This is a genomic window from Actinomycetospora chiangmaiensis DSM 45062 (assembly GCF_000379625.1).
Classification (GTDB): Bacteria; Actinomycetota; Actinomycetes; order Mycobacteriales; family Pseudonocardiaceae; genus Actinomycetospora; species Actinomycetospora chiangmaiensis.
The window spans coordinates 163,834-187,467 of the sequence record NZ_KB903246.1; the positions used below are offsets into that span (position 1 = coordinate 163,834).

Sequence of the window (23,634 nt, forward strand, 5' to 3'; positions counted from 1 at the left end):
CTCAGAGGCGCGAGGCGCCCCGCTCGATCCGCTCGTCCGACGCCGTGAGCGCGATCCGCACGTGCTCGCCGCCGTCGGGCCCGTAGAACTCCCCGGGCGCGACGAGGACGCCGCGTTCGGCGAACCACCCGACGGTCGTCCGGCACGGTTCCCCGCGGGTCGCCCACAGGTAGAGCCCGGCCTCGGAGTGGTCGATCGTGAACCCGGCCTTCTCCAGCGCCGGACGCAGCACGTCACGGCGGGCGTCGTAGCGCTGGCGGGTCACGGCCACGTGGAAGTCGTCCGACAGCGCCGCCGTCATCGCCTCCTGCACCGGGCGCGGCACGATCATCCCGGCGTGCTTCCGGACGGCGAGCAGCGAGGCCACCAGCGCCGGGTCACCCGCGACGAACGCCGCCCGGTACCCCGCGAGCTGCGAGGTCTTGGACAGCGAGTGGACCGCCAGCAGGCCCTCGAGCGACCCGCCGTGGACCCTCGGGTCCAGCACCGACACCGGGTCGGACCCGGGTCCGGGCAGGCCCAGGTAGCACTCGTCGGAGGCCACGACCGCGCCGATCTCCCGCGCCTCGGCGACCCGTGCGGCCAACGCCTCGGCCGACAGCACCCGACCGGTCGGGTTGGACGGCGAGTTCAGCCAGACCAGCCGCGCGTCGCGCGGCAGCGGCCCGTCGTCGGGAACGCGGACCGCCTCGGCGCCCGCCAGCAGCGCGCCGACCTCGTAGGTCGGGTACGCCAGCGACGGGATGGCGACGGTCGCACCGCGCAGTCCCAGCAGCGTGGGCAGCCACGCGACCAGCTCCTTGGAGCCGATCGTGGGCAGCACCGCGTCGGGCTCCAGCCCGGCGACGCCGAAACGCCGCGAGAGCGCCTCGACGACGGCGTGCCGCAGCGCCGGCGTGCCGTGGGTCTGCGGGTAGCCCGGCGAGTTCCAGGCCTCCTGCAGGGCGGTCGCGACGACGGCGGGCACCGGGTCGACCGGGGTGCCCACGGAGAGGTCGACGACGCCGTCGGGATGCGACCGCGCCGTCGCCGTCTCCGCGGCGAGACTGTCCCAGGGGAAGTCCGGGAGGACCGGGAGACCTCCCGTCGCTCCGCTCGCCCGATCCGGCCCCGGTGTCACTCGCCCTGCGGGGGCAGGCTCGGCACGGGGCCCGCGTCCTTGTCGACCTTGCCGACCTTGGAGGCGCCGCCCGGCGACCCCAGCTCGTCGAAGAAGTCGACGTTGGCCTGGGTGTAGACGGACCACTGGTCCGGCACGTCGTCCTCGTAATAGATGGCCTCGACCGGGCACACCGGCTCGCAGGCACCGCAGTCGACGCACTCGTCGGGGTGGATGTACATCATCCGGCCGCCCTCGTAGATGCAGTCGACCGGGCACTCCTCGATGCACGCCTTGTCGAGCACGTCCACACACGGTTCGGCGATCACGTACGTCACGTCGGCTCCTGCTCCCTACTCAACTCGAGGTGTCCTCACCACCGGGCCGGTGGTGGTCGGCCCGCACGGGTGATGAAACGCCCCCGCAGTATTCCGTCCGGCGGCGCGTCGTGCCCGGGCGGGTCGCCCGTCCCACGACGTGTCGGGCGCCACACCCGTCACGGGGGACCCCGACGGCTACCCGTGCTCCCGGGCCACCCATGCGGCGGCCCGCTTGGCGGCCCGCTTGAGGCCCGAACGCTCGGCCTTGTAGGCCCCGAACGCGCCCACGACAGGCAGGTTCGCGAGCGCCCGCCAGAACCGTCGGCCCTGGGGTCGGCGTCCCAGCTCGTCGTGCAGCGCGAAGAGCGACCGTCCCATCCGCCACACCGCCCGCGCGAGCGATCGCAGCCGGCTGTCGCCGGAGTGGTCGCGGTGCAGGTCCCCGGTGAGGTCGGCGGCGTCGCGCTCGATCTGCTCGCCGTGGGCGTCGCCGGCGGGGTCGAGATCGCGCTCGAACAGCACGGACGCGAGGAGCCGGACCTGCTCGTCGCGGCCGGTCAGCCCGTGCTCGCCCGCGATCGCGCAGATCACCAGACCCTGCGCGGAGAGCCCGAGGATGTCCGACACGGGCAGACGGCGGGCCAGCGCCCCACCGATCCCGGGGAACGCCGCGATCGCCGAGGTGAAGCGGCCGACCCGCCCGACCCACCACTGGTCCCGCTCCTCGGGCGACATCACGGCCCAGCGCGGGGTGCCGGGCAGGCGCGAGGTGGCGAGGCGGTCCAGGACACGGCCCCGCAGCCGCCGCACCGTCCGCCCGATCTTCTGCCGCCGGCTCCGCGCGGGCGGCTCCTCGGTGGTCGGGCCCTCCAGCTCCAGCGACCGCCGCTGGGCGAGCCTGCCCAGCCGGAACGGGTCGGCGTCGCGCAGCCCGGACAGCACCGGCCCGGTCGCCGCGACGAAGGGTCGCAGCACGCTGATGATGTACTCGTCGGACACGGCGGCCATGTCCGCCTCATGCCCGATCCGGGGGGTGGCCACACCGCATGGCGTGGGTCACAGTAGGCGGGTGGACGTCCGGGGCAACGCGGTGCGCGCCGAGGTCGGCGCGCACCTGACCGCGCTCGGCGCCCACCCCGGAGCCTGCCGCGCGGGCGCGGTCTCGTGGTGGTTCCCGCCGTCGGGCCGCCGCGAGCGACGCCTGCTCTTCCGGCCCGTCCGCGGCCTCGACGAGTGGGAGGTCGAGTACGCGGAGCACTCCGCCGACGGCCGTCGCGTGCTCTCCCACGGGACCCGCACGGTGCGCGTCCCCCGCGCCGACCTGACCGCCGCGGTCGACGAGCTCGTCGGCCGTGGGCTCCCCCGCCGCCGCGGACGCCTCCTTCCCGACGCCGGGTCGGGGCCGGTCGTCGCGGACGGTCCGGCTCCCGGACCCCGCGCGGCCGCCGCCGCCGCGGCCGCGCACCGCCCGCCTCCCCCGCCGCGGACGGTGCGGGTCGCCGACGGGATGCTGGGGATGCTCGTCGCGGTCGCCCTGCTCGCGGCGTGCCGGATCGACATCGACCTGGCGCCGAACATCGCGGCCTTCGCCGTCCCGCTGCTCGGCGTCTCGGCGGTGTGGACCCTCATCGGGCTGTCCGGGGCGGAGCATCGGCGGCGCTGATCCCGGGCCGCTGCCGCCGGCTCCTCCCCGGCGCACGGTCACCGATCCCGAAACCCGTGTGCTGCGAGCCAGGCGTCGAACTCGGTGGCCACCAGGCGCTCGTCGTGGACGCCCGCTGCCGCCTCGGAGCACAGCCAGCGCAGCGGCCGCACCATGACCTCGGGATCGAGCAGGCCCTCGATACGCGCCTCGTCGGGCACCATGCCCGTGCGCGTCGCGCCACCGGGCAACAGGATGTTGACCGTCACCGGACCGCCCTCGAGGTCGGCGGCCATGATGCGGGCCAGCGCCTCGGCGCCGGCGCGCGACGGGCCGTAGGGGACGAAGCCGCGCCGCACCATCGTCGAGTGGTTCATCGAGACCACGACGAGGCGCCCGCCGCCGTCGCGCAGGGCGGGCAGCGCCGCGCGGGCGGTGAGGAAGTAGCCGGTCAGGTTGGTGTCGACGACCGCCCGGAACGCGTCCGGGTCGACCTCCCAGAACGGCTGGGGGTCGGTGAGGAAGTCCGGGTTGACGGTGCGCATGCCGATGCCCGCGTTGAGCACGACGACGTCGAGGCCGCCCAGCAGCGCCACCGCGCGCCCGGTTCCCGCGGCGACCGCGTCGGCGTCCCGCACGTCGACGCCGAGGCCGTGCGCGGTCCCCGGGCCGTCGAGCCGGGCGGAGACGGCGGCCGCCCGGTCGGTGTCCCGTCCGGTGAGCACGACGTGGTGCCCGTCGTCGACCAGCGCGCGGGCCATGGCGAGCCCGAGCCCGCTGGTGCCGCCGGTAAGCAGGACGCGGAGGTGTTCGTTCGGCATGCGCGTGCGTTCCCGTGCAGGGCACGGGGGCACACCCGCCCGGGCGCGTCGGCGGGTGAGGACGGTCTCCCGGAGGTCGCGCCGTCGAGCATGCCGCGCGACGCCTTGGGGGATCAGGCCGCGGCGTCCGCCTCGACGGGCCGCACCGGACGGCTCGCCACCCACACGCCCGGGAACAGGCCGGCCGCGATGAGCACGAGCGGGCGCCAGTCCGCGGGGAACGTGCCGCTGCCGGCCGGACCCCAGAAGCCGAAGACGACCACGACGAGGAACCACGTCACCAGCGGCGCGAACACCGCCCGCGACCCGGGGAAGCACCGGTCGACCACGCGCACCGCGAGCGGGGTCGTCAGCGCCGCCACGAGGATCGACACCGGCAGCGGGACCGACCCGACGGCCAGGGTCAGCCACGCGACCTCGGCGAACGCGAGCAGCGCGACGTCGAGCAGCACCACCGCCAGGACGGCCACCCTCACGCCGAGAGCGCCGCCAACCCGCCGTCGGGACCCCGCAGGAGGATGAAGCCCTCGCTGCCGATCACCGGCTGCGCCAGCTCGTTGGAGAGGGCGAAGGCCGGCGGCTCGGACCCGTCGTCGTGCACGGTGATCTGCGTGGCGTGCGCCCGCAGCGCGGCGAGCTTGCGCACGCGGGCGCGGCCGAGCTCGATCCGCACCGTGATGTCGTCGTCGGGGACCGTCGGCAGCCCGCTGACGTCCGGCACCGGCAGCCCCAGCCACGGACGGCGGCGCAGCGCCGCCAGGCCGCGCGCCACCTCGTCGTGCGGGGCGACGGCCGCGTACAGCGCGACGCGCTCGGCGAGCGGGTCGATCCGCTCCACCGCGCCGCCGGTGATCTCGTGGGCGCGGACGTGGTCGGGGTGGCCGTAGCCGCCCGAGGCGTCGTAGCTGATCACGACGTCGGGCGTGGTCTCGGCGAGGATCGCCACGAGCTGGTGGACCTGGAGGTCGACGTCCGGGCGCGCGGCGAACGCGCCCGCCGACAGGTGGGCGGGCGCCGCCGCGCGGATGCCCTCGCCGGTGGAGACCATGCCGGAGTCGTGCCAGCGGCCCTCCTCGCCGAGCAGGCGGTGGTCGGTGACGCCGAGGGCGGCGCACGCGGCCGCGAGCTCCTTGGCCCGGTAGGGCGCGAGGTCGGCCGAACCTTCCAGGTACCTCAGCTCCGGCGGGATGACCTCGCCGAGCTCGCCGAGGGTGCAGGTCACGAGCGTGACGTCCCACCCGGCGTCGACCGCGCGGGCCATGAGGCCGCCGGACGTGATCGTCTCGTCGTCGGGGTGGGCGTGGACGAGCACCATGCGGCTCACTCGGTCCGGTCCTCCTCCGGGAGGTCCCCGAGCGTGGCGAAGGCGTCGAGGATCGGCTCCACGTCGCCCTTCGTGGTCCACGACCGCAGCTGGTCCGCCGACCGGCGGGCGAGCGAGGCGCGGTGCAGCTCGAACTCGTCGGCGTGGAGCACGACGTCGGCCTGCTCGGGGTCGCCGTCGTCCGACGCCCAGGACCAGTTCCGCCCGACGAGGCCCAGGGTCGTGCCCTCGGGCAGCCGGCCGCCCACGCGCGGGGCGAAGCGGTCGCGGATGAGGGCCACCCCGCCCGAGTCCTTGCCGCCGGGCACGCCGAGGGCGCCGCGGAGGTCCTGCTCGTGGATGATCACGTCGCCGAGGGGGCGCGGGCCGTTCTCGCGCATCCACGCGCGCAGCGGCTCGGCCGTCCGCCGCCACTCCTCGATCAGCTGCGCGACCGAGTGGTCGCGGCGCGCCTCGACCTGCTTGGCGGTCCACGTCTCGTTGTGGTCGTCGGGCTCGTCACCCGCGACGACGTCGGTGCCGAGCCCGACCATGTGGCTGAACAGGTCGCGCACCGTCCAGTCCGGGCAGGAGGGCACGCGACGCTCCACCTGCTCCTCGGACGCGCCCTCCAGCAGCGCGATCACGCGCTCCTGGGCCTTGCTCCACTCCTCGATCGGGTCCACACCGATCATCGTGCCTCACTTCAGCGGGAGCTCGTTCCGCAGGAGCGGGGAGAACACGACCGGTGCCGCCGCGAGGAGCGTCACGCCCGCGGCGATCCACAGCACGGTGGCGAGGCCCAGCGCGCCGGCCAGCCCGCCGCCGATCAGGGCCCCGACCGGCGGCGTCCCCCACACCACGGTGCGGATGGAGGCGTTCATCCGCCCGAGCAGTGCGGGCGGGCAGGTGCGCTGCCGCATGCTGACCTGCGCGACGTTGTAGGCCACCGCGACGAACGCCACGCCGGCCGAGGACACCGCGAGCAGCACCGCCCCGTCCGCGAGCGGCGTGAGCGCGGCGAAGGGGACCTCGACCAACGCCATGAGGGGCACGACGCGGCCCTGCCCGACGAGATCCGCGAGCCGGCCGGCCGACACCGCCCCGAGCACGCCGCCGACCGCACCGACGGACAGGGTGAGGCCGAGCGTCGACGGTGACAGCCCCAGGGTGCGCAGGGCGAACAGCACGACGACCGCGTCCCGCAGCCCGGAGGCGAGGTTGATGCCGGCGGTGCACACCGTGATCCGGCGGATCACCGGGTGCCCGACGACGTACCGCAGCCCCTCCGCGATCTCGGCGAGGAGCGCCCGCCGTCGGGACGGGACCGGGCGCGGCGGGGCCGGCACCCGCAGCAGGAGCAGCGCCGACAGCAGGAAGCTCGCCACGTCGGCGAGCAGCGCCACGGGGGCCGACACGACGCGCAGGAGGAGCCCGCCGACTCCAGGGCCCGCCACCTGGGCCGCGGTGGCGCCGGTCATGAGCACCGAGTTCGCCCGCACCAGGTCGTCCCGGTCGACGAGCCCGGGCAGGATGCTCTGCGAGGCGACGTCGCCGAACACGGTCGCCACCCCGACGGCGAACGCGACGGCGACGAGCTGGCCCGGGGAGAACCCGCCCAGCCACGCGGTCAGTGGCACCGTGACGAGCAGCAGGGCCCGGACCAGGTCGCACACGACCATCACCCGCCGCGGGCGCCACCGGTCGACCAACGCCCCCGCGGGCAGCCCCACCACGAGGAACGGCGCCATCCCGGCCGCCGACAGCACGCCCATCTCCCACGGGGTGGCTGCCAGCACCGTCGCCGCGATCACCGGCAGCACCAGCACGCTGACCTGGCTGCCGACCTCGCTGACGGTCGCGGACGTGACCAGGGACGGGAAACCCCGTCGCCGCCATGGGCTCACGTCGGCACCCTGGAGCGATGATCGAGGTCCCCGACGAGGCGCGGCGGCGGATGCTGGTCCGCCACGGCCCGGACGTCGAGGGGTGGCTCGCCGCCGTCCCGGCGCGGGTGGAGCGGCTCGCACGACGGTGGCACGTGACGCCGGACGGCCCGGTGCTCTCCGGGAACTCCGGGCTCGTGGTCCCGGCCGACCGGGGCGTCCTGAAGCTGACACCCGACGTCGGGATCGCGACGACGGAGGCGGCGGCGCTGCGGCACTGGGCCCCGCAGGAGCACGTGGTCGACCTGCTCGAGCACGACGCGGGCGCGCTGCTCCTCGCCCGTGTCCGGCCGGGGACCGCGCTGCCGGCCAGCACCCGCGTGCTCGACGTCCTGCCCGCGCTGCGCGACCTCCTCGCGGCCGACGGCCCGCTGCCGGACCTGCCCCCGCTGGGCGCGCGGATCGCGTTCTGGCTGGGCCGGGTGCGCGAGCAGGTCGTCGAGGACGCCCTGGACGACCGGATCCCGCTCGACCTGCTCGACGCCGCCGCGCAGCGGGCGGCCGAGCTCGGGGCGGAGTGCGGTCACCCCGGGGTGGTGCACGGCGACCTGCACCCGGCGAACCTGCTCACCGGGCCGGACGGGGCCGTCGTCATCGATCCCCGCCCGCACCTCGGCGACCGCACGTTCGACCTCGTGGACCTCGTCCTGCTCGACCCCGACGCCCTGGACGCGACGGTCGACCGCCTCGCCCGGGAGCTCGGCGGCCTCGACCCCGACCGGGTGCACGCCTGGTGCCGCGCCCTCGCCCCGGCGAACGCGGTCGCGGCGCTGCGGGCCGCCCCGGACAGCCCGCACACCGCAGCGCTGGTCCGGCTGGCCCAGCACCCCGGATGACCGGACGGCACTCCCGCTCACCTCGGTGCAGCGGGAGTGCCGTCCGGTCAGCACGGGTCGGAGCTCACGCGGCCGAGTCGGCGTCGCCCATCGGGAAGTGGCAGGCGAACGTGTGCGTGCCGGCCGGGTCGCTCGCCCGCAGCACCGGGACCTCGTCGGCACAGCGCTGCTGCGCCTTCGGGCACCGCGTGCGGAAGCGACAGCCCGACGGCGGGTCCGCCGGGCTGGGGATGTCGCCGGTGAGCACCACGCGGGACTTCCGTCGACGACGCTCCGCGGCCGGGTCGGGCAGCGGGACCGCCGAGAGCAGCGCCTGCGTGTAGGGGTGGCGCGGGTTCTCGTAGACCGAGGCCGCGTCACCCAGTTCGACGACCTTGCCCAGGTACATCACGGCGACGCGGTCGGAGATGTGGCGGACCACCGACAGGTCGTGGGCGATGAACAGGTAGGACAGGCCGAGCCGTTCCTGCAGGTCCTCGAGCAGGTTGACCACGCCGGCCTGCACGGAGACGTCGAGCGCGGACACCGGCTCGTCGAGCACCACCACCCGCGGGTCCGCCGCCAGCGCCCGGGCGATCCCGATGCGCTGGCGCTGCCCGCCCGAGAACTCGTGCGAGTAGCGGTTGCGGTGCTCGGACTTCAGCCCGACCAGCCCGAGCAGCTCGTCGACCCGGTCCCGCAGGTCCGACTCCGACGGGTACACCTGGTGGATCCGCAGCGGCTCCGCGATGAGCTCGGAGACCGGCAGGCGCGGGTCGAGGGAGCCGAACGGATCCTGGAACACCATGGACAGCTCGCGCCGCAGCGGCCGCATCTCCTTCGCGGAGAGCCCGACGAGCTCGCGGCCGTCGTAGCGCACCGACCCGGAGTCGGGCCTGATGAGCTGCAGGATCGAGCGGCCGGTCGTGGACTTCCCGCAGCCGGACTCGCCGACCACCCCGAGGGTCTCGCCGGCGTCGACGTCGAGCGAGACCTCCGTGACGGCCTGGACCTTCCCGACGACCCGCCGGAGGACCCCCTGGCTGCGGACGGGGAACGTGGTGGTGAGGTCGCGGACCTGCAGCAGCGCGCCGTCGCGCTCGCCCGCCGTCCCGGGGTGCGCCTCGGTGCTGGGTGCGCTCATGCGGACACCTCCATCTCGGTTCCCGTCGCTCCGCTCGCCGTATCCGTCCGGGAGAAGAGGTTCTCGGTCGGGCTCTCGGCGAGCACCTGCCAGCGCCGGCACCGGGAGAGGTGGTCGGTGCCCACCGCCACCAGCTCCGGCTCCGCCTCGCGGCAGGCGTCCTCGACGAGGGGGCAGCGGGGCGCGAACGAGCACCCCGGCGGGAGGGACACCAGCGACGGCGGGGCCCCGGGGATCGGGTGCAGCCGGCCGCCGATCTGGTCGACCGCGGGCAGCGAGGACAGCAGCCCCACGGTGTAGGGCATGCGCGGCCGCTCGAAGACCTCCTCGGTCGGGCCGGTCTCGACGATCGTCCCGCCGTACATGACCTGCACCCGGTCGGCCGTCCCCGCCACGACGCCGAGGTCGTGGCTCACGAGCACCAGCGAGGCGCCCGACTCGACGCGGGCCTGGTCGAGCACCTCCAGGACCTGGGCCTGCACCGTGACGTCGAGGGCCGTCGTCGGCTCGTCGGCGATGATCAGGCGCGGCCGGTTCACCATCGCCATGGCGATCATCGCGCGCTGGCGCATGCCACCGGAGAACTCATGCGGGTACTGCTTCGCCCGCGTCTCCGGCTGCGGGATGTCCACCAGGGCCAGGGCGGCGACGGCGTCGCGCCACGCCTCGTCCTTGGACACCGCCGCGTGCGCCCGCCGGGCCTCGGCGATCTGGCGGCCCACGGTGTGCACCGGGTTCATCGAGCTCATCGGGTCCTGGAAGATCATGGCGATCTCGGAGCCGCGCAGCCCCCGCAGCGTCTCCGACTTCGCGCCGACCAGCTCGGTCCCGTCGAACCGGACCGAACCGGTGACCCGGGCGGTCGCGGGCAGCAGCCGCGGGACGGCCATGAGCGACACCGACTTGCCGGACCCGGACTCCCCCACGACGCCGAGCACCTCGCCCGGCTCCACGGTGAAGCTCACGTCACGGACGGCGTGCACCTCGCCGTCCTCGGAGGGGAACGTGACGGACAGGCCGTCCACCTCGAGCAGGGACATGTCCTACCGCCTGGTCTGGCGTGGGTCGAACGCGTCGCGCAACCCGTCGCCGATGAAGTTGATGGTCAGCGAGATCAGCACGATCGCCACGAACGGCGCCCAGAACAGCCACGGACGCGTCCCGAGCTGGGTGTAGTTCTGGTTGAGCACCAGCCCCAGCGAGGTGTCCGGGATCTGCACGCCGAGCCCGATGAACGACAGCGCCGCCTCGGTGAGGACGGCGAGCGCGAGGGTCAGGGTCGCGTTCACCACGATCGTGCCGATCATGTTCGGCACCAGGTGCCGGGTCACGATCCGCCATGTCGTCGCGCCGGAGGCCCGGGCCGCCTCGACGAACTCCCGCTGCGAGAGCGCCAGGGCCTCGGCCCGGGTCACGCGGGCGATCGGCATCCACAGGAAGAAGCCGAGGATGAGCCCGACCAGCCACCAGGACCCGCCGAGCCCGGCGATGAGGATGGCGGCCACGGCCTGCAGCGGGACGACGAGGAAGAGGTCGGTGACGCGGGAGACGGCGGTGTCGGTCCCGCGCCGCAGGTAGCCAGCGGTGGTGCCGAGGAGCACCCCGACCACCGTCGAGATGATCGCCGCGATGAACCCGATCTGCAGCGAGAACTGCGAGCCCTTCATCACCAGCGAGAACACGTCCGCGCCGACCTGGTCGGTGCCGAAGACGTGCGCCGGGCTCGGGTCCTCGTAGGAGCCGGCCGAGAGGTTCGTCAGCGAGTAGCCCAGGAAGAACGGGGCGATGTAGACGAACAGGATGAACAGCACCAGGATCGTCAGCGCCGTCATGGCCGCGCGGTGACGCAGGAAGCGCCGCCGCACCAACTGGCCCTGGGAGAGGAACGCGCCTCCCACGTCGCCCCCGTCGGAGCGTCCCGACGGCGGGTCGGGCACCTTGCCCGGGTGGAGGGTCGGGGTGGCCTGTGTCGTCTCAGCCAAGACGGATCCTCGGGTCGAGGTAGCTGTACGCGATGTCCGCGATGAGGTTGAACAGCACGACGATGGTCGCCGTGACGATCAGCCAACCCATGAGCATGTTGGGGTCGTACTGCTGGATGGACCGGACGAGCAGCGAGCCCATCCCGTTCCAGCCGAACACCTGCTCGGTGACGATCGCCCCGCCGAAGACGGCGCCGAAGTTGTAGGCGAAGTAGGTGGTCACCGGCAGCAGTGCGTTGCGCAGGGCGTGCCGGAGCACCACCTGCCGCTCGGTGAGCCCCTTGGCCCGGGCGGTGCGCACGTAGTCCGACCGCATGGTCTCGAGCATCGAGGCGCGCTGGAACCGGCTGTAGGCCGCGAAGCTGATCGCGGCGAGGGCGATCGTCGGGAGGAGGTACGCGCCGGTGAACTTGAAGAACACCTCGCCGGGGGACCCGGTGAACCCGCCGGCGGGAGGACCCGCCGTCGTGAGCCAGCGGTCGAGCCCGAGGTCGATCAGCAGCACGTTGAACTGGATGCCGTAGACCTTGAGGATGATGCCGATGCAGAACACCGGCATCGCGAACAGCACGAACGCCAGCGTCGTCGCGGTGTAGTCGGTGATCGAGTACTGGCGCAGCGCGGCGATCGCGCCGACCGCCCCACCGACCAGCAGCGCGATGATCTCCGCGATCACGACGAGCCGGATGGTCACCCAGAGCGCGCTGCCCACGGCGGGGAGCACCTGGGCCTGGGCCTGCCCGAGCGCGACGCTCGTGCCCCAGTTGCCGGACAGGATCCCGGTCAGCCACTCCCAGTAGCGCACCAGGATCGGCTGGTCGAGCCCGAGCTGGCGGGCCGTCGCGTCGATGGCCTCGGGGGTGATCCCGGGCCGGGCCCGCAGGCCGGCGAGCGGGTCACCCGAGCTCGCCACCATCACGTAGAGCAGGAACGACGCCACGAGGAGGACGCCGATCGAGATCAGGACGCGCCGCACGATGTACGCGGCCACGTGTCACCTCTTTCCGTCGAGCGCACCCGACGGGGCCGGGATCGCCGGCCCCGTCGGGCGTCGCTGACCTGTAGGCCGAGCTACTGGCTGACCGCCCACTCGTTCGCGTGCAGCATCGCACCGAGGTTCGGCTGGTACCAGACGTTGTCGATCTTGTCCGTGTACCCGACGGTGTTGGGCTGGACGTAGAGCGGGATCGACGGGAGGTCCTGCGCCATCAGCTTGTCGGCCTGCTGCCACTGGGCGAGGTAGCCGTTCGGGTCGAGGTTCCCGGACGCCTGGGTCATGAGGGCGTCGAGCTGCGGGTTCGAGTAGCCCTGGTAGTTCTGCGAGCCACCGGTCTTGTAGATCGACTCGTGCGACGACGTGAACGGGTCGTTCTGCCAGGCGTAGAGCGCGACGTCGTAGTCACCGGCCCCGAGACGGGTGTCGAGGAAGTTCGGGTCGTTGTCGTCGACGATCTTGATGCCGGCCTGGCCGCACGCGGCCTGGATGAGCTGCACGGTCTGCACGCGCCGGGGCACGTTCGTGTGGCTGATGCGGAACTGCAGCGGCTTCCCGGCCTTCGCGAAGACGCCGTCCGGTCCCTTGACCCAGCCGTCCTGGGTGAGGGTCTGGGCGGACTGCTGGGCGTTCCCGGTCCCGATGAGCTGGGAGTAGGAGTCCTGATAGCCCTTCTGGGACGGCAGGAACATCAGGCTCTGCAGCGGCGCGGCGTCGGGCTGCACGCCCTTCACCAGCTTGTCGGTGATGTCCTGGCGCGGGACGCACTGGGCGAACGCGGTGCGGACGGCCTTGTCGGCGAACAGCGGGTTCTTGAAGTTCATGTCCAGGTGCTCGTAGGAGGCACCCGAGGTGGCCTGGAACTTCACGCCCTGCGCGGAGAGGCTGCGCAGCAGGTTCGCGGCGTTGACGTCCGGCTGGTTCGCCGTCACCTGGATCTCGTTGTTCTGCAGCGCCTGCGCGGCGGCCGTGGCGTCGGCGATGTTGCGGTAGGTGATCCGCTCCGGTCCGCCCGGGTTGCCCTTCCAGGCCGGGTTGCGGGTCATCGTCACCGACTGGTCCTGCACCCAGCTGTCGAGCTGGTACTGGGCCGACGCCGGCATGACGGACTTGTCGAAGCCGTTCCAGCCGGTGTTCCAGAACTGGGTGATGCGGGCCAGCACGTCGGGCGGCGACTGCGGGTTGATCTGGCGGATGTCCGCCACCCCGGTCTTCTGCTCGAGGACGTGGGCCGGGAGCAGGTCACCGTTGTTCTGGCTGAACAGGCCGATGTAGTCGGCGAACGGCTGGGCGAACGTCGCCTGGAAGGTCGTGTCGTCCAGGCACTGCGCCTGGCCGATGTTGCCGTAGCCGTTCGAGCTCGCCGCCGTGAAGCCGGGGATCTTGCCGCTGCCGGCGAGGTAGGCGAGGTAGAAGTCCTTGCAGTTCCAGGGCTGGCCGTCCGACCAGGTGACCCCGGGCTTCGTCTTCCACTGCACGACCTGCGGGTTGGTCGAGACCTCGGTGATGCCGGCCATCATGTCGCCGTTGACCAGCGGGGTGCCGTCGTTGTCGAGGACGGTCGCCGAGGCGAGGACCGGGAGCGAGGCGTACAGGTTGTAGACCGTGTTGTTCGCCGCGGTGTCGTTGTTGTACGCCGTGTACGCGGTGTCGGCGGCGACGGTGACGGCGGGGCCCGACGGCACCTGGGGCGACACGTAGGTGTTGCCCTGCCGACCCTTCGCCTGGGGCGCAGTGGTGGAGCCGAAGTTGTTGTCGCCCCCGCCCCCGCCGCAGGCGGAGAGCACGAGCGCACCGGCGGCGACGAACGCCCCGGCAGCAATCCAGCGCGACCGACCGCGCCTGGTGAACCTGGTCACCACACCTCCAGAAGACGTTTGACAGGCGGGATCGCCGCCGGGGGGAACCTAAGTGGTCCAGACCTGTTCCGCTACCCCAGGGTGTTGCCTCCGTGTCACGAGTTCGTCGCCCAGTGTCCGGTCGGGCACACTCGAACGGGGCACGACCTCGGACTAGTTGTTGGCGTCGCCGTTCGCCTGGGCCTGCCGGGCGGGGGGCGCCCACCGGTCCGCCGAGGCGAAGGGGCTTACGCCGAACGGCGGTACCATCGCGTCCGTCCGGGTCTGCGGGGCCACCAGCGTGGACGTCGCCTGGAAGAGCGGGACCAGCGGCGAGGCCCGCCAGAGCATCGGCTCGGCGAGCGCGAGCGCGGTGTCGGCGTCGATCGACCCGGAGGACGCGCCGTCGAGGATCGACTGCAGCGTCGGGTCGCAGTACCCGGTCACCGACAGCGCCTCGGAGGCCTCCGGCGTGCCCCGGGCCGCGAGCGGGGCGGCGGTCGTCGTGGTGGGCGCCTGCGGCGTCGACGTCGGTGCGGCGTTGGTGGTGGTCGGCGGCGGCACCGGCGAGGTGGTCGGCGGGGCGGTCGCCGTCGTGGTGCGCGGGACGGCGGGCGACACCCCGGAGGTCGTCGGGGCCTGGCGGCCGGGGCAGCCGACGATCGAGTCGAGCCCGGCGATCGGGTCGGGCCCGACGGGCAGCGCGAGCACGGTGAGGTCGGCGACCGCCATGTCGGAGGGCGACTTCGGGATCGGCGGGACCGAGGTGGTGGTCCCCGCCGCGGACGTCGTCGTGGACGGGGTCGTGGACGACGGCGGCGGCGAGGTCGTCGTCGTCCCCGGGACGGCCGAGGAGGTCAGCGGCCCGGGCACGGACGGGGTCGCCACCACCGACGGCGTGTCCGACGGGATCGGACCCCGGCCGGGCGGGAAGGGGTTGGCCCCGGCGTCCGCGACGACCGTCGTCCCGATCCCGGCGGCGTTCAGCTGCGCGGCGACGGTGGTGAGGAGCCGACCGAACGGAGAGGCCTGCGACGGGGCGGCGAGGCGCAGCCGCAACGGGGAGCCGTCGCGCGTCCACCGGCCGTCGGGGCCCACCAGGTAGCCGGCCTCGGCGAGCAGCCGCGTCGCCGCCGCCCGGTCCGGGGCGCGGGCCGGGGCGTCGGCGGTGATCGTCGGCCGGTAGCCGGGCTCGCTCGGCGCCGTCGCGTAGGCGTCGGCCCGCAGGGCGGTGCCGGGCCCGCCGTTCGCGCCGGCGGCGATCAGGGCGTCACGGTCCAGGAGCGAGACGACGGCCCGCCGCACCCGGGGATCCGCCAGCGGGCCGTCGTCGGAGCGCAGCGCGAGCTGCACGAGCTGCGCCTCGGGCACCGTGCGGACGGCCAGCGGGCCGGCCGGGCCGGGCGCGGCGGCGGCGAGCGCGTTCAGGGCCGCGAGGTCGTCGCCGTCGGCGCGGAACTGGGTGGCCTGCACGTCCCCGGTGCGCACCCGGTCGATCAGCGAGGCGTGGTCGGCGGCCTGCAGCACGATCTGGTCCGGCACCCCCGGGGTGCCCCAGTAGACGCTGTTGCGGACCAGGGTCACCTGGCCGCGGATGCGGTCGACGAGCCGGATCGCGTAGGGCCCGCCGGAGACCGGGATGCTGTCCTGCAGAGCGCCGCCCCAGGACCCCGGCGCGTCCTTCAGCAGGTGGGCGGGGAGCAGCGAGTCGAACAGCGTCGGCCACGCCGGGTACGGCCGGTCGAACACCACGTCGACGGCCTTGCCGCCCGCCCGCGACCGGACGTCGGAGATCGCCCGGTACCCGGCCGCGTCGACCACCGCGGGCTGCGAGCGCATCTGTTGCCACAGGTAGACGAAGTCCTCGGCCGCGATCGGGGCGTTGTCGCTCCACGCCGCGGCGGGGGTGATCTCGTAGGAGACGGTGTAGGGGCGGGTCGACGTGACCCGCGCCGAGGTCACCACGGTCGGGTCCGGTCGGCGCACCCCGTCGGGCCCGACGCGGAAGGCGCTGGGCAGGACCAGGGACGCCGTGGCGCGGCTCGTCGGCGTGAGGTCGGCGATGCGGTGCGGGTTGAACCCGATCCCGAGGTCGTCGACGCCGATGCGCAGCTGCGTCGGGTCCGGCTCGAGCTGCGGCCGCGGTCGCACCGCCGTCGTCGGCGCCTGGCCGACCACCGGCGGGGGCGACGACGAGCACCCGGCCAGCACCAGCAGACCGGCGAGCACGGCGACCAGGAGAGCTCTCATGACGGGGCGGTGAGCAGTGCCTCTCGGACTCGGCGAGCGGAGCGACGGGCCCTCGGGAGGCGTCCGGTCCCGGGGGCGAGACATCGTGACACGCGACCCTGTCTGACCCGCGTTCGGCCCTTTCCCGCGAGCAGTCGATCAGGTTAGCCTCACCTCATGGGGAAGGCTGCTGCGTCGTCGTGGGTGGACGCCCTCGCGCGTCTGCGGCCCCGGGACCGGGTCGCCGCCGGTCCGCCGCCCCGCCCCGTCGCGGTCGACCCGGTGCAGGCCTGCGCGATCACCGGCGCGAAGCGGGCGAAGAAGAAGTGCTGCCGGTCCACCCCGCGCTGCAAGGGCTGCCCGGTGGTGCTCATGCGCGCGGCCCGCGCCGCCGAGTCCGGGCTCACCGGCAAGGACCTGGCGAAGGCCGTCAAGCGCGCCCGCGCGGCCTGACCCGGCCCTCAGCTCTCCAGCGCCGCCCGCAGGGCCGGCAGCAGCACCTCGTCGGCCGGGAGCCACGCGATGCCGTCGAGCTCGTCGGCGCGCACCCACCGCAGCGCCAGGTGCTCCAGCGCGACGGGTTCGGCCCCGTTGGCCGGCCGGCACCGGTAGAAGCGGAGCACCAGCGACTCGCCCGAGCGCCCCGTCACCGGCACGTCCGGCCCGAGCCGCTCCTCGACGACGACGGCGTACGCGAGCTCCTCGCGCAGCTCCCGCACGAGGGCGTCGGCCTCGGACTCGCCGTCCTCGACGGAGCCGCCGGGCAGCTCCCAGCGCCCCCGCATGTCCGGGGGTTCGGCCCGCTGCGCCACGAGCAGCCGGCCGCCGCGCACCACCGCGGCGCCCACCACGATCTTCACGTCCGTTCCCCCGTCGTCGGCGATCACGTGCATCATGACCTCCCATGGCCGACCTGCTCTCGGACGACGCCGTCGCGACCGCTCTTTCCGACCTGCCGGGCTGGGAACGGGACGGGGATTCCCTCGTCCGGACGGCGCAGCTGCCGGGCTTCCTCGACGCCATCGCCGTCGTCGACGCGGTCGCGCAGGAGGCCGAGGCCGCGGACCACCACCCGGACATCGACATCCGGTACTCCACGCTGACGTTCCGGCTCTCGACGCACTCCGAGGGCGGGCTCACCGCCAAGGACCCCGACCTCGCGGCGAAGATCTCGGCCGCCATCGACGCGCACTCCTGACCCGCTGCGCAGCGCCCCCTTCCTCGCCGTCCTCGCGGCGACCCTCGCGACGTTCGGCGGCTACGCGCTGCTGCTGCCGGTGCTGCCGCTGTGGGCCTCCGACGGCGGGGTCGGCCCGGGTCTCGCCGGGGCGGTCACCGGCGTCTTCATGGCGGCGACCGTGCTGTCCCAGCTCGGCGTGCCGGCCCTGCTGCGCGCGGTCGGGCACCGTGCGGCCCTCGCCCTCGCCGCGCTGGGCCTCGGCGTCCCGGCCGCGCTGCTGCCGCTGAGCTCCTCGCTCGCGCTGCTCGTGCCCGTCGCCGTCGTGCGCGGGATCGGCTTCGGCGTGCTCACGGTGACCGGTGCCGCCCTCGTCTCCGACCTCGTCCCGCCGCGGATCCGCGGCCGCGCCACGGGGGTGTACGGCATCGCGATCGGCCTCCCGCAGCTCGTGCTCCTCACCGGCGGCGTCTGGGCGTGGACGCACCTGGGCCCCACCCCCGTCCTCCTCCTCGGCGCGGCACTGCCGCTCCTCGCCCTGCCCGCGACGCTGCTGCTCCCCCGCCGGGTCCTTCCCGACGACCGGTCGGGGCCGGTCGCGCACGGACGGGCGCTCCACGTCCGCACGGTCGCCGGGCCGTGGGTCGTGATGCTCGTCTGCGCGGCGAGCGCCGGCGGGGTGATCACGGTGCTCCCGCTCGTCGGAGCGGCGGCGAGCGGCACGGCCGCGGTCTCGCTGTTCGCGCTCACGCTTGCCCAGCTCGTCGGGCGGGCCGTGTCCGGCGAACTCGGCGACCGGTTCCGGCTCGCCGGCCGCATCACCCGGCCCGCCCTCGTGGTCACCGCCCTCGGCGCGGCCGTCGCGGCGTGGGGGCTGCTCGCCGGCGGCGCACCCGTCGTCGTGACCGGGGCCGGGCTCGTCGGGCTGGGATTCGGCGCCGTGCAGAACGACACGCTGGTCACGCTGTTCGACCGCGCCGGACCCGGCCGCTCCGGCACCGCCAGCAGCGTGTGGAACACGGCGTACGACGCGGGCACGGGCATCGGCGCCACGGCACTGGCGGCGGTGCTCGGCGCGTCGGGGGCGCCCTGGTCGTTCGCGGTCGCGGCGCTGGCCTGCACGGTCGCGCTCGGAGCAACGTGGCGGCGCTCGGCGACCGGCGATGCGACGGTCGGGTGAACCCGGGCCGTCGACGCCCGTCACCGCTAATACCGCGCGCGACCGGCCCGACAACGGAGTCATGCGCCGGATGCTGCTCGCCGTCGCCGGTGGCGCTCTCGCGATGATGCTCGTGGCGCAGGTGGCGACCGTGCTCACGCGCGTCGCCGAGGACGCCGACGCGGCGGTGCCGGCGACGACCGCCCCGGCCGTCGTCGCCCCGTCCACCGTGCTCGCGCCGCTCGCGGTGGTGGGCCCGGCTGCCGGCACGACCACCCCGGCGCCCCTGCCGCCGCCGGTGCCGGCGGTCCGGCCGACGGCCCCGGCGGCGACCTCCGGCAACGGCCCCGTCGTCCCGGAGGCCGCTCCCGCCCCGATGCCCGGCGCCCGCGCCGCGGCGCCGCGCAACCCGTCGTCGGGAACGGCGGCGTCTCCCCCGGTGAGCGCGGCTCCGGGTGCCGCGTCCCCGGCTCCGCGGGAGCCGGTGGCGCGGGTGTGCCTGCAGGTCGTCGCCGGGACGTGCGTGCGGCTCGGCTGAGGTCAGCCGGCGGCGGCCGGGGCGGCGATCTCCGTCCGGGCCCCGCGCAGCGAGGCGAGGCAGTCGTCGAGCAGGGCCAGCATCATCGCGTCCCGACCCGCCCCGTCGAGACCCGCGGCGCGGGCGGCGACGAGCAGGTGGGCGCAGGCGTGGTTGACCGGCCCGACGTGGAGCAGCGTCGCGACGCGACCACCCCCGCCGTCGCCGGCGTCCTGCCCGGCCGCGCGTCGGGCGGCGGCCCGCTCCTGCGCGGCGGACACCCGGCGGACCAGCCGGGTGAAGAAGCGGTTGCCGGGGTCGAGCGCGAGCCCGGCGCGGGCCACGGCGGCCAGGACCAGCGGGCGCACGGGCCCGTCGGTCCCGCGGCCGGCCCCGACCAGGTCCACCGCGCGGAGCCCGAGTCGCTGACGCACCTCGTGGGAGACGGCGTCGTTGACCTGCCAGGCGAGCGCGGCGACCGCCGGGTGCGTGCAGGCGGGTCGATCGGTGAAGCGTTCGCCGGCCAGCACGGAGACGTACTCCATGACGCAGCTCCCGGAGCGGGCGTCGCGATGGGCGCCGGCCTCCAGCACGGGGAGCCCCTCGGGCGTGGCGGACGACGGCTGCGTGTTCGGCATGGGCTGCCCCCTGGAGGAACGCTGCGCGTGGAACTCCACGAGACTAGACCGCCGAGGCCCCGATCGGGACCCCTCGTCGATCCGACCTCGGAGGACGTGCTAGCGGACGGGTCAGCCGCCGGAGCTGAGGACCTCGGTGGCCGTCAGCGCGGCGAGCACCGTCTGCACCGTCGGGCTCACGAGCCGGACGATGTCCTGGTCGATCCCCGGCCGGACGAAGCGTCCCGCGGCGATCGCGCGGGCCCGTCCACCGGCGGCGGGCACGTCGAGCGGGTGCAGCGCCCGGACCCGGCGCCCGTGGTGGAGCAGGACGACCACCATCGCGGTGTCCTCGTCGGGCTCGGCGCCGTCGAGCACCTGGCGGACGACGCTGCGGTCGTGGTGCAGCGCGTTCGTCTCGTGCACGCGCAGGGCGGAACCGAACACCGGCATTGCGAGGTAGCCGAACACCCGGCGCGGCTCGCGGTGGGCGAGGCCGCGCTCGACGAGCCGGTCCATGGTGCGGCGGATCATCTGGGCGCCGCGGGGGCCGGTGACCGCGTGCCCGAGGTCGCTCTTGTGCCCGCCCGGGCGGAGCAGGCCATCGGCGACCCAGCACAGCAGCGGGTCGGTCGGCTCGACGGGCCCGCGGCGGTAGGTGGACCCGGCGTCGAGCAGGGAGGCGTCGAGCAACAGCTCGACCATCGCGGCGGCGACGAGCAGCCCCGCCGGCTCGGTGAGGCTCGAGACCGGACGTCCGTCCTCGTCGCCGAGCACCCACGCGATGCGCTCGGGCAGGGTCAGTTCCCGGGTGGGGGCCGACCATCGTTCGGAACGCACGGCGGACAGCGTAGGCACACGACCCGAGGAGATCTCACCCGGTCGGGCGCCCGGATCGACCGCTCGCCCTCACCGATCGTCGATCTTCGGCCCCGCCGACCGGTCGTCGCACCGGAGGGACCACCCGTCCGCGCCGCTCCGGCGACACGCCGAGATCAGAATGTCAGGTCCCGGATCGCCGCCGCGGCGGCGGCGAGGACCCGTCGTCGGGAAACCGTGATGACCGGGATGCCGTGTCCCCGATTCGGGTGACTGACCGCACAGGAGGAAATCGGTTGTGCACAATGAGGGTTTCCTGCCGACATGAGCACTGCTGACAAGGCCACGGACCTGCAGGCGCTGCACGCCGCGCCCGAACTGCTGCGCGTCGTGAACGTCTGGGACGCCATCACCGCCAAGGTCGTGTCCGAGATCCCCGGCACGAAGGCCCTCGCCACCGCCAGCCACGGCATCGCCGCGTCGCGTGGCTACGAGGACGGCGAGAACATCCCGCGCGACGAGATGATCGCCGAGGTCGGCCTGATCGCCCGCCAGACCTCGCTCCCGGTCTCGGCCGACCTCGAGGCCGGCTACGGCGACCCGGGCGGCACGGTGGCCCGCGCGATCGGCGTCGGGATCGTCGGGGCGAACCTCGAGGACCAGATGAAGCCGCTGGCCGACGCCGTCAAGGCCGTCGAGGCCGCCGTCGCCGCGGCGCAGCAGGAGGGTGTGGACTTCGTCCTCAACGCCCGCACCGACGCGTTCCTCAAGGTGAGCGACCCGTCCGAGGCCCTCAAGGAGGCCATCGAGCGTGGCCGCGCCTACCTCGACGCCGGCGCGTCGAACTTCTTCGTGCCCGGCAAGCTCGACGAGTCGCAGTGGACCGAGCTGGTCTCGGCGCTGGGCGAGCGCAAGGTCAACATGATCGGCATCCCCGGGTCGATCTCGCAGGAGGCCGCGCAGCGCATCGGGCTCGCCCGCATCTCCTTCGGCCCCTGGTCGCAGAACACCGCGTTGACCGCCCTCGCGGAGCTCGCGGAGCGCGCCTACGAGCACGGCGGGCTCGCACAGAACGTCCGCAAGCTCAACTGAGCGGCAGGTGCGCTGCGCGCCTGTGAGTACTTCTCCGTGTCCCGACACGGATTTCTGCTCACAGGCGCAGCACCTGGCACCTCCCACGGTGTGAGGACCTAGCGTCCGTCGGGTGGACGAACGGACGTGGACGGTCGGCGAACTCGCGGCGGCGTCGGGCCTCTCGGTGCGGGTGCTGCGGCATTGGGACGAGGTCGGCATCGTGCGTCCCGACCGGACGACGAGCGGGCACCGCCGCTACGGCGGCCCCGACGTCACCCGGCTCTACCGGGCCCTCGCGCTGCGGCGCACCGGGCTGGGTCTCGAGGCCATCGGCACGGCGCTGGACGAGCGGACGCCCGACGCGACGGCCGTACTGCAGGACCACCTCGAGCGGCTCGAGACCGAGATCGAGCGGTCGGTCCGCCTGCGTGACCGGCTCCGGGCCGCGCTCGACGGCGAGGGCTCGGTCATGTCGGTGATCTCGGCGATGACGATGGTGGACGGGTACGTCCACGGTTACCGCGCCGAGGAGGGCGCGCGTCTCGCCGACCAGGCCGACGCCCTCGAGGACCTCCTCCACCACGACACTGCCTTCCCCGCGGGGAGCCACATCCTGGAGGTCGGGTGCGGCGTCGGCGCCCAGACCGCGGTCATCGCCCGCCGCAGCCCGGGCGCCCGCATCACCGCGATCGACGTCTCGGCCGAATCGCTCGCCCGCGCCCGACGACGGGTCCGGTCGGCCGGTTTCGCCGCCGGGGTCACCTTCCGCCGGCTCGACGTCCACGACCTTCCCGACGCCGGGCTCGGGCCGATCGACCACGTCGTCGTCTGCTTCGTGCTCGAGCACCTGTCGGACCCGCTCGCGGTGCTGCGGACCGTGCGCGACGCGCTCCGTCCGGGCGGGACGATCACCGTGATCGAGGGCGACCACGCCAGCACCGAATTCACCCCGGACAGCGCGGCCGCGCGGGCCGCGGTCGACTGCCAGGTCGTGCTGCAACGCCAGGCCGGCGGGGACCCGATGATCGGTGGCCGGCTCGGTGCGCTGCTTGCCGAGGCGGGCTTCGCCGACGTCCTCACCTCACCGCGCGAGGTCCGGGTCGACGACGCCGGACCCGCCGAGGCGTTCGTCCTGCGCACCTTCACCGCGATGATCGCCGGAGTCCGGGAACCCGCCGTTGCAGCCGGGCTCGCCACCCCCGAGGCGTTCGACGCCGGGATCGCCGACCTCCGCCGCACCGCCGAGCCCGGCGGCACCTTCCGCTACACCTTCACGCGCGCCGCGGGCTCCGCGCCGCGGACCTGCCAGGTGCTGCGCCGGTGAGTACTTCTCCGTGTCCTGACACGGATGTGTGCTCACAGGAGCAGCACCTCGCTCCGGCCTTCGGGACCACGGTCACGAGCGGGCGCGCACGGTCATGAGGGTGATCGTGGTGACGTCGGGCCGGTGCCGGTCGTCGGACCACTCGAGCGGCGTCCCCCGGGAGTCGGTGGTCACGCGACGCTCGCGCAGCAGCGGCGCGCCCGGGGCGACCTCGAGGAGCCGGGCGTCCGTCGCGTCGGCGGGCACGGCGTCGAGCGTGTGGCGGGCGGCGTGGAGATCGACGCCGCCCGCCATCAGGACGGCGTAGATCGACCCGGCGTCGAGGTCCGCGTCGAGCAGCAGGTCGCCGACGGGCGCGACGAAGGTCGTCCGCTCCACCATCGCGGGGCGGTCGTCGAGCAGGCGCAGGCGCAGCAGCACGACGGCGGGTTCGCCGGGCTCGAGTCCGAGCGCGGCCGCGGCCGGCGGGTCCGGGACCCGCCGGCCGATGTGGCAGGTGCGCTGCCCCGGCCGGTGCCCGGTCAGCTCCGCGCGGCGGGTGAACGACTGGAACGACTCGAACGGCTGCCCCGGCACGTCGGTGAGCACCACCGCGCGTCGGCCCTGTCCCCCGCCGATCAGGCCCTCGTCGCGCAGGGCCGCGAGCGCCTGGCGGACCGGGCCGCGGGAGGCGCCGAACTCGCGACACAGCGCGGCCTCCGACGGCACGGGCGTCCCGACGGCGAGCTCCCCGCGGCCGATGCGCGCGCGCAGGCTCGCGGCGACGGTGCGGTGCAACGCTTCGGCGGCCACAGGTGAACACTACCCCAACTTG

Annotated in this window: 26 protein-coding genes; 8 read left to right on the top strand and 18 right to left on the bottom strand. The window is 74.5% G+C overall.

From position 1 onward, the window contains the following. Position 1 precedes the first annotated feature (1 nt). The 3 genes from dapC to A3CO_RS0126315 all read right to left on the bottom strand — a co-directional run bounded on the left by dapC (position 2) and on the right by A3CO_RS0126315 (position 2,427). A complete protein-coding gene (dapC, locus tag A3CO_RS0126305) occupies positions 2 to 1,120 on the bottom strand; it encodes a succinyldiaminopimelate transaminase (protein ID WP_018335252.1) in 1,119 nt (372 codons plus the stop codon). Beyond that, entirely contained in the window at positions 1,117 to 1,437 is a 321-nt protein-coding gene (gene fdxA, locus A3CO_RS0126310) for a ferredoxin (protein WP_018335253.1), read from the bottom strand. Before fdxA ends, dapC begins: the two co-directional genes overlap by 4 nt. Positions 1,438 to 1,614: 177 nt before the next feature. Continuing rightward, positions 1,615 to 2,427, bottom strand: a complete 813-nt coding sequence (locus A3CO_RS0126315; RefSeq protein ID WP_026205030.1) for a hypothetical protein — start codon at positions 2,425 to 2,427, stop codon at positions 1,615 to 1,617. A 61-nt stretch (positions 2,428 to 2,488) separates the two neighbouring features. Here A3CO_RS0126315 and A3CO_RS0126320 point away from each other — a divergent pair, with 61 nt between their 5' ends. Continuing rightward, positions 2,489 to 3,082 carry a hypothetical protein gene (locus A3CO_RS0126320; protein ID WP_018335255.1) on the top strand — a complete coding sequence of 198 codons (594 nt, stop codon included), beginning with the start codon at positions 2,489 to 2,491 and terminating at the stop codon, positions 3,080 to 3,082. Positions 3,083 to 3,120: 38 nt separating this feature from the next. Here A3CO_RS0126320 and A3CO_RS0126325 read toward each other — a convergent pair whose 3' ends face one another. The 5 genes from A3CO_RS0126325 to A3CO_RS0126345 form a co-directional block, all read right to left on the bottom strand. Further along, positions 3,121 to 3,882 carry an SDR family NAD(P)-dependent oxidoreductase gene (locus A3CO_RS0126325; protein WP_018335256.1) on the bottom strand — a complete coding sequence of 254 codons (762 nt, stop codon included), beginning with the start codon at positions 3,880 to 3,882 and terminating at the stop codon, positions 3,121 to 3,123. Positions 3,883 to 3,995: 113 nt separating this feature from the next. Next, positions 3,996 to 4,358, bottom strand: a complete 363-nt coding sequence (locus A3CO_RS34435) for a hypothetical protein (protein ID WP_084682208.1) — start codon at positions 4,356 to 4,358, stop codon at positions 3,996 to 3,998. Beyond that, entirely contained in the window at positions 4,355 to 5,197 is an 843-nt protein-coding gene (gene mshB, locus A3CO_RS0126335; RefSeq protein ID WP_018335258.1) for an N-acetyl-1-D-myo-inositol-2-amino-2-deoxy-alpha-D-glucopyranoside deacetylase, read from the bottom strand. Before mshB ends, A3CO_RS34435 begins: the two co-directional genes overlap by 4 nt. Before the next feature lie 5 nt (positions 5,198 to 5,202). After that, complete coding sequence (locus A3CO_RS0126340; protein ID WP_018335259.1) at positions 5,203 to 5,880, bottom strand: maleylpyruvate isomerase family mycothiol-dependent enzyme; 678 nt, start codon at positions 5,878 to 5,880, stop codon at positions 5,203 to 5,205. Positions 5,881 to 5,886: 6 nt separating this feature from the next. Beyond that, positions 5,887 to 7,092 carry an MFS transporter gene (locus A3CO_RS0126345; RefSeq protein WP_018335260.1) on the bottom strand — a complete coding sequence of 402 codons (1,206 nt, stop codon included), beginning with the start codon at positions 7,090 to 7,092 and terminating at the stop codon, positions 5,887 to 5,889. A gap of 17 nt (positions 7,093 to 7,109) precedes the next feature. Between A3CO_RS0126345 and A3CO_RS0126350 the strand changes: the two genes are divergently transcribed. After that, on the top strand, positions 7,110 to 7,967 hold the full coding sequence (locus A3CO_RS0126350; RefSeq protein ID WP_018335261.1) for an aminoglycoside phosphotransferase family protein: 858 nt from the start codon (positions 7,110 to 7,112) through the stop codon (positions 7,965 to 7,967). A gap of 64 nt (positions 7,968 to 8,031) precedes the next feature. Here the strand turns inward: A3CO_RS0126350 and A3CO_RS0126355 are convergent, their stop codons facing one another. From A3CO_RS0126355 to A3CO_RS36350, 6 genes are all read right to left on the bottom strand, one after another. Continuing rightward, positions 8,032 to 9,090 carry an ABC transporter ATP-binding protein gene (locus A3CO_RS0126355; protein WP_018335262.1) on the bottom strand — a complete coding sequence of 353 codons (1,059 nt, stop codon included), beginning with the start codon at positions 9,088 to 9,090 and terminating at the stop codon, positions 8,032 to 8,034. Beyond that, on the bottom strand, positions 9,087 to 10,130 hold the full coding sequence (locus A3CO_RS0126360; RefSeq protein ID WP_018335263.1) for an ABC transporter ATP-binding protein: 1,044 nt from the start codon (positions 10,128 to 10,130) through the stop codon (positions 9,087 to 9,089). The genes A3CO_RS0126355 and A3CO_RS0126360 overlap by 4 nt, the downstream gene beginning before the upstream one ends. Before the next feature lie 3 nt (positions 10,131 to 10,133). Then, on the bottom strand, positions 10,134 to 11,072 hold the full coding sequence (locus tag A3CO_RS0126365) for an ABC transporter permease (RefSeq protein ID WP_026205031.1): 939 nt from the start codon (positions 11,070 to 11,072) through the stop codon (positions 10,134 to 10,136). Continuing rightward, entirely contained in the window at positions 11,065 to 12,063 is a 999-nt protein-coding gene (locus A3CO_RS0126370) for an ABC transporter permease (RefSeq protein ID WP_018335265.1), read from the bottom strand. The genes A3CO_RS0126365 and A3CO_RS0126370 overlap by 8 nt, the downstream gene beginning before the upstream one ends. 80 nt (positions 12,064 to 12,143) lie before the next feature. Beyond that, complete coding sequence (locus A3CO_RS0126375) at positions 12,144 to 13,925, bottom strand: ABC transporter family substrate-binding protein (protein WP_033415028.1); 1,782 nt, start codon at positions 13,923 to 13,925, stop codon at positions 12,144 to 12,146. 153 nt (positions 13,926 to 14,078) lie between these two features. Continuing rightward, the gene (locus A3CO_RS36350; RefSeq protein WP_169510974.1) at positions 14,079 to 16,154 is read right to left on the bottom strand and encodes an ABC transporter substrate-binding protein; all 2,076 of its coding nucleotides are present in this window, start codon (positions 16,152 to 16,154) and stop codon (positions 14,079 to 14,081) included. A 156-nt stretch (positions 16,155 to 16,310) separates the two neighbouring features. On the opposite strand from A3CO_RS36350, the gene A3CO_RS38475 reads away from it, so the two are divergent. After that, a complete protein-coding gene (locus tag A3CO_RS38475; RefSeq protein ID WP_157647856.1) occupies positions 16,311 to 16,586 on the top strand; it encodes a hypothetical protein in 276 nt (91 codons plus the stop codon). 8 nt (positions 16,587 to 16,594) lie between these two features. Here A3CO_RS38475 and A3CO_RS0126390 read toward each other — a convergent pair whose 3' ends face one another. Next, positions 16,595 to 17,029, bottom strand: coding sequence for a (deoxy)nucleoside triphosphate pyrophosphohydrolase (locus tag A3CO_RS0126390; RefSeq protein ID WP_018335269.1), 435 nt, complete (start codon positions 17,027 to 17,029; stop codon positions 16,595 to 16,597). Positions 17,030 to 17,037: 8 nt separating this feature from the next. Between A3CO_RS0126390 and A3CO_RS0126395 the strand changes: the two genes are divergently transcribed. The 3 genes from A3CO_RS0126395 to A3CO_RS0126405 all read left to right on the top strand — a co-directional run bounded on the left by A3CO_RS0126395 (position 17,038) and on the right by A3CO_RS0126405 (position 19,007). After that, positions 17,038 to 17,331, top strand: coding sequence for a 4a-hydroxytetrahydrobiopterin dehydratase (locus A3CO_RS0126395; protein WP_018335270.1), 294 nt, complete (start codon positions 17,038 to 17,040; stop codon positions 17,329 to 17,331). Between the two features lie 4 nt (positions 17,332 to 17,335). After that, the gene (locus A3CO_RS34450; RefSeq protein ID WP_084682210.1) at positions 17,336 to 18,490 is read left to right on the top strand and encodes an MFS transporter; all 1,155 of its coding nucleotides are present in this window, start codon (positions 17,336 to 17,338) and stop codon (positions 18,488 to 18,490) included. Positions 18,491 to 18,551: 61 nt separating this feature from the next. Beyond that, on the top strand, positions 18,552 to 19,007 hold the full coding sequence (locus A3CO_RS0126405; protein WP_018335272.1) for a hypothetical protein: 456 nt from the start codon (positions 18,552 to 18,554) through the stop codon (positions 19,005 to 19,007). A gap of 2 nt (positions 19,008 to 19,009) precedes the next feature. Here A3CO_RS0126405 and A3CO_RS36355 read toward each other — a convergent pair whose 3' ends face one another. Next, positions 19,010 to 19,624, bottom strand: a complete 615-nt coding sequence (locus A3CO_RS36355) for a hypothetical protein (RefSeq protein WP_018335273.1) — start codon at positions 19,622 to 19,624, stop codon at positions 19,010 to 19,012. 111 nt (positions 19,625 to 19,735) lie between these two features. Then, positions 19,736 to 20,443, bottom strand: a complete 708-nt coding sequence (locus A3CO_RS0126415) for a GPP34 family phosphoprotein (protein WP_018335274.1) — start codon at positions 20,441 to 20,443, stop codon at positions 19,736 to 19,738. A 303-nt stretch (positions 20,444 to 20,746) separates the two neighbouring features. On the opposite strand from A3CO_RS0126415, the gene A3CO_RS0126420 reads away from it, so the two are divergent. Both A3CO_RS0126420 and A3CO_RS0126425 read left to right on the top strand, forming a co-directional pair. After that, positions 20,747 to 21,514, top strand: coding sequence for an isocitrate lyase/PEP mutase family protein (locus A3CO_RS0126420; RefSeq protein ID WP_018335275.1), 768 nt, complete (start codon positions 20,747 to 20,749; stop codon positions 21,512 to 21,514). A gap of 112 nt (positions 21,515 to 21,626) precedes the next feature. After that, a complete protein-coding gene (locus A3CO_RS0126425; RefSeq protein ID WP_018335276.1) occupies positions 21,627 to 22,820 on the top strand; it encodes a methyltransferase in 1,194 nt (397 codons plus the stop codon). 72 nt (positions 22,821 to 22,892) lie between these two features. Here the strand turns inward: A3CO_RS0126425 and A3CO_RS0126430 are convergent, their stop codons facing one another. After that, positions 22,893 to 23,612, bottom strand: coding sequence for a GntR family transcriptional regulator (locus A3CO_RS0126430; protein ID WP_018335277.1), 720 nt, complete (start codon positions 23,610 to 23,612; stop codon positions 22,893 to 22,895). Positions 23,613 to 23,634: the final 22 nt, after the last annotated feature.

What these genes read in the sequence shown, in the direction of transcription:
- A3CO_RS0126350 (WP_018335261.1), top strand. Translation starts at nt 7,110, where the DNA reads ATGATCGAGGTCCCCGACGAGGCGCGGCGGCGGATGCTGGTCCGCCAC.
- A3CO_RS0126395 (WP_018335270.1), top strand. Translation starts at nt 17,038, where the DNA reads ATGGCCGACCTGCTCTCGGACGACGCCGTCGCGACCGCTCTTTCCGAC.
- A3CO_RS38475 (WP_157647856.1), top strand. Translation starts at nt 16,311, where the DNA reads ATGGGGAAGGCTGCTGCGTCGTCGTGGGTGGACGCCCTCGCGCGTCTG.
- A3CO_RS0126360 (WP_018335263.1), bottom strand. Translation starts at nt 10,130, where the DNA reads ATGTCCCTGCTCGAGGTGGACGGCCTGTCCGTCACGTTCCCCTCCGAG.
- A3CO_RS0126340 (WP_018335259.1), bottom strand. Translation starts at nt 5,880, where the DNA reads ATGATCGGTGTGGACCCGATCGAGGAGTGGAGCAAGGCCCAGGAGCGC.
- A3CO_RS0126355 (WP_018335262.1), bottom strand. Translation starts at nt 9,090, where the DNA reads ATGAGCGCACCCAGCACCGAGGCGCACCCCGGGACGGCGGGCGAGCGC.
- A3CO_RS0126405 (WP_018335272.1), top strand. Translation starts at nt 18,552, where the DNA reads ATGCGCCGGATGCTGCTCGCCGTCGCCGGTGGCGCTCTCGCGATGATG.
- mshB (WP_018335258.1), bottom strand. Translation starts at nt 5,197, where the DNA reads ATGGTGCTCGTCCACGCCCACCCCGACGACGAGACGATCACGTCCGGC.
- A3CO_RS0126315 (WP_026205030.1), bottom strand. Translation starts at nt 2,427, where the DNA reads ATGGCCGCCGTGTCCGACGAGTACATCATCAGCGTGCTGCGACCCTTC.
- A3CO_RS0126390 (WP_018335269.1), bottom strand. Translation starts at nt 17,029, where the DNA reads ATGATGCACGTGATCGCCGACGACGGGGGAACGGACGTGAAGATCGTG.
- A3CO_RS36355 (WP_018335273.1), bottom strand. Translation starts at nt 19,624, where the DNA reads ATGCCGAACACGCAGCCGTCGTCCGCCACGCCCGAGGGGCTCCCCGTG.
- A3CO_RS0126420 (WP_018335275.1), top strand. Translation starts at nt 20,747, where the DNA reads ATGAGCACTGCTGACAAGGCCACGGACCTGCAGGCGCTGCACGCCGCG.
- A3CO_RS36350 (WP_169510974.1), bottom strand. Translation starts at nt 16,154, where the DNA reads ATGAGAGCTCTCCTGGTCGCCGTGCTCGCCGGTCTGCTGGTGCTGGCC.
- A3CO_RS0126325 (WP_018335256.1), bottom strand. Translation starts at nt 3,882, where the DNA reads ATGCCGAACGAACACCTCCGCGTCCTGCTTACCGGCGGCACCAGCGGG.